The organism is Streptomyces mesophilus (genome assembly GCF_040300965.1).
In the GTDB taxonomy this organism is placed as follows: domain Bacteria; phylum Actinomycetota; class Actinomycetes; order Streptomycetales; family Streptomycetaceae; genus Streptomyces; species Streptomyces mesophilus_A.
Genome location: NZ_JBEPEW010000261.1, coordinates 1 through 5976, shown reverse-complemented (window position 1 = coordinate 5976; position 5976 = coordinate 1). Strand labels below are relative to the sequence as shown.

Here is a 5976-nt window from a genome sequence, read left to right as displayed (position 1 = left end):
GCCCGTGCAGGCCGAGCCGCAGGAGCGCGCCGTGCAGGGACTGGTTGGAGACCTGGGCGGGGGCGCCGCCGAGGCCGGCGCCCGCCAGATGGTGCACCCAGTACGTCCAGGAGTCCTGGGGCATGGCCGCCCAGGCCAGGGCGGTCGCGGCCGCGAAGGTGGCGGCGGTGGAGACGGCGGCGCGGCGGCGGCCCGTGCACCACAGGAGCGGCGCGAAGAGGAGCACCGTGGGCTGGAGGGCGGCGGCGATCCCGATGAGGACACCGCCGGCGCGTTCGCCGCGGACGGCGAAACAGCCGAGCAGGACCAGGAGTACGGGGATGATGCTGGTCTGCCCGAGGTGCAGGGTGTTGCGCACCGGCAGCGACACCATCATCAGCACGATCGCGACGGGCGCCCCGAGCAGCGCGGCCCGCCGGGTGACGGGGGCGGGCAGGGCACGGGCGGCGACGACGCCGATGAGCGCGACCAGGAGCAGCGTGCCGAAGGTCCACACGACGCCGAGCGACTGCTCCGCCGACTGCTTCAGCGGTTTGAGGACGAGTCCGGTGAAGGGCGTACCGCTGAACTCCCCGCCGGCATAGAGGGAGCCGCGGACCTGGAGGACCCCGAGCGGGCCGATCCAGTTCTCCAGCTCGATCAGCCGCTCACCGGGCGGCGAGCGCAGGGCGGCCGCGATCTGCCGGGCGCCCAGGACGGCCGCGAGCAGCCATAACGCGACGCTCGCGGCTCCGGTCCGGCCGATCGGGACGCCCGCCCCGAAGACCGACTGCCGCTCGCTGCGCTCCGCGTTCACCACGGTCGCCCGGCCCCCTCCCCCAGCCGCTCCTTCATCTGCGCGTATCCCCGCCTTTGAGAGAAAGACGCCGGTATCGGGGGTCCTGGGTTGCCTCGCGGGGGCTGCGGGTTGCCTCGCGGAGGCTGCGGTTGCGGCTTCAGCGCGCGACAAAGGTCACAAAGCGTGCGCTTATCCACGATTGATCTTGTGTACGTCAGGCCTGGCAGGAGGGGGTTTCCCGTCAGTACGCAAAGGACCGCACACGGCACGTAACCGGGCAAGCGGGTCCTATGGTCGACTCTCATGTCACCCACCACTCTGGACCGGCAACCGTCCGAAACTCCGCAGCCGCCCGTCGGCGACGTCACCGTCACCGACCCGGCGCTCGTAAAGCGAGCGGTGAAGGCGGCCGCGCTCGGCAACGCCATGGAGTGGTTCGACTTCGGCGTCTACGGCTATCTCGCCGTGACGATCGGCCATGTCTTCTTCCCCGAGGCCTCCAGCACCGCCCAGGTGCTCTCCGCGCTCGGCACCTTCGCCGCGGCCTTCCTGGTCCGCCCGATCGGCGGCGCCTTCTTCGGACCGCTCGGCGACCGCATCGGCCGCCAGAAGGTCCTCGCCCTCACCATGATCATGATGGCGGCGGGCACCTTCGCGATCGGTCTGATCCCCTCGTACAACACCATCGGTGTCTGGGCCCCCGTGCTGCTGATCCTGGCGCGCATGGTGCAGGGCTTCTCGACCGGCGGTGAGTACGGCGGCGCGTGCACCTTCATCGCCGAGTACGCGCCGGACAGGAAGCGCGGGTTCTTCGGCTCGTTCCTGGAGTTCGGCACGCTCGTCGGCTATGTCGCCGGTGCCCTGCTCGCGACGGGCCTCACCACGTTCATGGCCGAGCCCGACCTGTACGGCTGGGGCTGGCGCATCCCGTTCCTGATCGCAGGACCGGTCGGTCTGATCGGTCTGTACGTGCGGATGAAGCTGGAGGAGACCCCGGCGTTCCAGGCGCTCGCCGACGAGGCCGAGGCCAAGCAGAAGGCGCTGCCCAAGCCGAAGCTGCGCGAGATGTTCGTGGGCAACGGCCGGGCGATGATGCTGTGCATCGGGCTCGTCCTGGTCTTCAACGTCACCGACTACATGCTGCTCTCGTACATGCCGACCTTCCTCAGCGAGGAACTCGGCTACGACGCCACGCACGGCACCCTGATCCTCATCGGCGTGATGGTCCTGATGATGGCCGTGCAGATCCCGATGGGGCGGCTCAACGACCGCGTCGGCCACCGGATCGTCATCGGCGGCGCCTGCGTCGGGTTCGTGCTCCTGTCCGTGCCCGCACTGCTGCTGATCCGTGCCGGCTCGACCTGGGCGATCGCGCTCGGTCTCGCGGGCCTCGGTCTGCTCCTGGTGGGCTTCACCTCGTCGATGCCCTCGGCGCTGCCCGCGCTGTTCCCGACGAAGGTCCGCTACGGCTCGCTGTCCGTCGGCTTCAACATCTCCGTCTCGCTCTTCGGCGGTACGACCCCGCTGATCGCGGCGGCGCTGATCGCCGGCACGGGGAACCTCATGATCCCCGCGTACTACCTCATGGGCGCGGCCGTGATCGGCGGGATCGCCGCCTGGATCATGCCCGAGTCGGCCGGGCGTCCGCTGCCCGGTTCTCCGCCCGCCGTGGAGACGCAGGCCGAGGCGCGGCAGCTGCGGGCGCTCGCCGGCGGCCCGAGGGCCGCGGCGGACGAGAAGGTCCTGGTGGGAACCGGCGCACGGTAGGCGGCCGTCTGAGCCCGTGAGTCTGCACGGGGGGATGGACGCATGCGCTTCGGGTTCCGGGAACGGCCGGCCACTGTCGGGGACGATCGAGGGCCGGCAGTCCCACTCGGCCGCCGGATCGCCGCGGTACTGCTCGCACTTCTCGCGCTCCAACTGGGGTCACTGATCAGCCCCGCGTATGCCTGCGGGTGCGGGGCGATGGTGCCGGGCGAGGGCTCCTCGATCTCCGTGGACCGCGAGGTGTCGGCCGTGCGCTGGGACGGCGAGCGGCAGGAGATCGCGATGCGTCTCTCGGTGCGGGGAGACGCCCGCGAAGCCGCCTGGATCATGCCGGTGCCGTCACGCGCCGACGTGGAGCTCGGCGACCGTGCGCTCTTCGACGAGCTCGCCGAACTCACCGCGCCCGTGCACAAGGAGCGCCGCTACTTCTGGCCGCGCGAGGGCGACTTCCCGTTCTCGGACCCTGAGCTGCGCGACGGTGCGGGGGCCGGCGCCCCCGAGAGCTCGGCGCCCGTGGGCGTCACGGGACGCGAACGGCTCGGACCCTTCGACGTGGCCCGGCTGACCGCATCCGACCCGGACGCGCTGGCCGACTGGCTGCAGCAGGAGGGCTTCCGGCTCCCCGAGCGGCTGTCGCAGGCGCTGCGCCCGTACGTCGATCAAGGCTGGAGTTACGTGGCGATCCGCCTCGCACCGGACGAGGGCGGCACCTCGACGCTCGGCGGCGCGCTCGACCCGCTGCGGATCTCGTTCGCGAGCGACCGCCTCGTCTATCCGATGCGGCTCTCCCGACTGGCCGCGCAGCCCCAGGCCTTGGACCTGTACGTGCTGGCCGCGCACCGGATGGAGACGCGCTCGGCGATCGGCGGATATCTGCCGGATGTCACGTACGCGGGGCGGCTGAGCGCCTCGCCGGGCCCGGCGCTCGACTCCTTCGCCGGCGGGCGGACGCGCTATCTCACGGCGATCGAGCAGATCTTCCCCGAGCCCTCGGACATCACCGGCGACCACGAGCTGCGCCGGACCGCCACGGACGAGCCGTATCAAGAGGTCGTCTACGACGAGGAGTTGTTGCGCTGGGCGGGGATCCCCGCATGGATCGTCACCGTCGGCGGCACAGCCCTGCTGCTGCTCACCGCCATCGTCTGGCGTGCGGTCGCGCGAGCGCGGCGAACGGTCACCCCGCCCCCGCCCGTATGGACTCCGCCGCCGCTCGATTAGGGTCGCGGGAGATCCGTTTCAGCAGGCAGGGGGGCTTGGGCATGGACACGAGCAGGGACCACCAGGGGACCGTGACGGCGGTCAGCAGCAACGCCACGTACTCGTTCACGAAGCCGAACCGCGACAGCATCACGCTGCTCGCCGGGCTCGGCGTCGAGGGCGACGTCCACGCGGGCGTGACCGTGAAGCACCGCTCGCGGGTCGCCCAGGACCCTACGCAGCCCAATCTGCGCCAAGTGCACCTGATCCACGAGGAGTTGTTCGCCGAGGTCGCCGAACAGGGGCATGAGGTGGTGCCGGGCGCGCTCGGCGAGAACATCACCACCGGCGGAATCGACCTGCTCGGCCTGCCCACCGGCACCCTGCTGCGGATCGGCGCCGAGGCGGTCCTGGAGGTCACCGGGCTGCGCAATCCGTGCGTGCAGATCGACGGCTATCAGGACGGGCTGCTCAAGCAGGTCGTGTTCCGCGACGAGGACGGCGCGCTCGTCCGCAAGGCGGGCATCATGACGGTCGTACGGGAGGGCGGTCTGGTCCGTCCCGGCGATGCGATCAAGGCCGAACTTCCGGACGGACCGCACCGGCCGCTGGAACGCGTCTAGCTCTCGGTGACGGTCCCTCACACCCGATGACGACCCCTCATCCCGGTGGCGGCCCCTCACACCCGATGACGACCCTTCACACCAGGTGACGGTCCCTCATATCTCGTGGTAGAAGCCCACGTTGACCGTACGCGGGCTCGTGCGGTCCTGGATGATCACCTCACCCGAGCCGCCGTGCGGCAGCGCCATCGTGGCCCCGTAGGCGAGCGGCTGCTGCTGCTGCCCGACCCGGACCTGCACCTCGGAGGCCGGATCGGGGTGCGAGCCGAGCAGCCAGGTCACGCGCCAGACACCGTCCGGTCCGCACAGGAACTCCAGATGCGTACGCGAGATGAACAGCCAGTCCTCGGGCGGCGCGAGCCGGCACACCGTACGGTCGCGGCCGACCCGCAGCACCGCCCCCGGGGTGCTGTCCGCGTCCGCCATGGCCATCCCGGCCGTAGCACCTGCGTCCGCCTGCGAGACCGAGGCCATGGTGAGCTCGAGCACCTGCGCTCCTTCAAGTCACGGAACATACGGCGCGGTTGACGCGCGCCGCCGCATCTTAGAGCGCGCCGCCCGCCCGGCCGCGTGACCGAGGCCACACTTCCGGCCGGGACGCTCGCGCGCGCCTTTGCCACACTTGAGCCATGACCGAGCGTAAGCCCCCTGGTGTCAGCTTCGAGTCCTTCGTCGACCAACAGATTCGTGAGGCCGAGGCGCGCGGTGACTTCGCGCGCCTGCCGGGTACGGGCAAGCCCTTGGAGGGTCTTGACCGGCCGTACGACGAACTGTGGTGGATCCGCAAGAAGATGCACGAGGAGAAACTCCCCGGCGCCTTGCCCCCGACCCTCGTGCTGCGCAAGGAGATCGAGGACGCCCTGGCCGCGGTGACCGGCGCCCCCTCGGAGCGGGCGGTCCGCGCCCTGCTCGAACCGCTCAACGAGAAGATCACGGTCTTCCTGCGCCGCCCCCCGCCCGGACCGGCGCTGGGACGGGGCCCTGTGGATGTCGACGAGGCCGTACGGGAGTGGCGCCGGGCGCGGGACGCGGGCTGAACCGGGCGGCCGCGGGGACGGGTCAGTCCCGCTGGCGGTCCCCGTCCCCGACCGCACGCTCGAGGGCGGCCCGCGTGGCCGGACCGTAGACACCCTTGGGGTCCTCGTTCACGCCGTACCAGACCTGGAACATCTCGACGGCCTCCCGGGTCTTGTCGTCGAAGTTCCCGTCCGGGCGGCCGTGGTAGACCCAGACCTCCCGCAGCATTCCCTGCATCCGCTCCACCTCCGGGCCGCTGTCGCCCAGCTGCAGCGTGCCGGCGCCCGTGCCCTGCGGCGGCTGAGACGTCGTCACCGTGCCCGAGGCCTTGAGCGTGGGCGAGGGGGAAGCGCTCGGCGTCCTGGACGGCGAGGCCGAAGGGGATGCCGACGCACTGGCCGACTTGGAGGGCGACGGGCTCGGGGAGGCCGACTTCGAGGCCTTCTCGCTCGGGCTCGGCGCGACACTGCTCGCCGGGGCGCTGGTGGACCGGTCCGGCAGCGCCTGCTCCTTCGTGCCCTCGTCGTCGCCCGAGAAGAACCCGCTGGCCGTGGCCGCCACGGCCACCACGGCGACCGCGGCCCCGCAGAC

Annotated in this window: 8 protein-coding genes; 5 read left to right on the top strand and 3 right to left on the bottom strand. The window is 71.4% G+C overall.

The features are described from left to right. The coding region (locus tag ABT367_RS40330) for a glycosyltransferase family 87 protein (RefSeq protein ID WP_434975649.1) at positions 1-799 on the bottom strand (799 nt) is incomplete at its 3' end. 282 nt (positions 800-1081) lie between these two features. On the opposite strand from ABT367_RS40330, the gene ABT367_RS40325 reads away from it, so the two are divergent. Genes ABT367_RS40325 through ABT367_RS40315 form a run of 3 tightly spaced genes read left to right on the top strand, consistent with a single transcriptional unit; the run spans position 1082 to position 4368 of the window. Continuing rightward, positions 1082-2545, top strand: a complete 1464-nt coding sequence (locus ABT367_RS40325; RefSeq protein WP_352258813.1) for an MFS transporter — start codon at positions 1082-1084, stop codon at positions 2543-2545. A gap of 42 nt (positions 2546-2587) precedes the next feature. Continuing rightward, positions 2588-3766 (top strand): DUF2330 domain-containing protein, encoded by a 1179-nt coding sequence (locus tag ABT367_RS40320; protein WP_352258812.1) that lies wholly within the window; start codon positions 2588-2590, stop codon positions 3764-3766. Positions 3767-3807: 41 nt separating this feature from the next. Continuing rightward, a complete protein-coding gene (locus ABT367_RS40315; RefSeq protein ID WP_352258810.1) occupies positions 3808-4368 on the top strand; it encodes an MOSC domain-containing protein in 561 nt (186 codons plus the stop codon). A gap of 96 nt (positions 4369-4464) precedes the next feature. On the opposite strand, the gene ABT367_RS40310 is transcribed toward ABT367_RS40315, so the two are convergent. After that, the gene (locus tag ABT367_RS40310; protein WP_352258809.1) at positions 4465-4857 is read right to left on the bottom strand and encodes a hypothetical protein; all 393 of its coding nucleotides are present in this window, start codon (positions 4855-4857) and stop codon (positions 4465-4467) included. 140 nt (positions 4858-4997) lie between these two features. On the opposite strand from ABT367_RS40310, the gene ABT367_RS40305 reads away from it, so the two are divergent. Then, a complete protein-coding gene (locus tag ABT367_RS40305) occupies positions 4998-5405 on the top strand; it encodes a DUF1992 domain-containing protein (protein WP_352258807.1) in 408 nt (135 codons plus the stop codon). Between the two features lie 22 nt (positions 5406-5427). Here the strand turns inward: ABT367_RS40305 and ABT367_RS40300 are convergent, their stop codons facing one another. After that, positions 5428-5700 (bottom strand): peptidoglycan-binding domain-containing protein, encoded by a 273-nt coding sequence (locus ABT367_RS40300; protein WP_352258805.1) that lies wholly within the window; start codon positions 5698-5700, stop codon positions 5428-5430. A gap of 1 nt (position 5701) precedes the next feature. Here ABT367_RS40300 and ABT367_RS40295 point away from each other — a divergent pair. Beyond that, positions 5702-5976, top strand: a 275-nt coding sequence (locus ABT367_RS40295) for a hypothetical protein (protein WP_352258803.1), incomplete at its 3' end; no start/stop codon positions are given.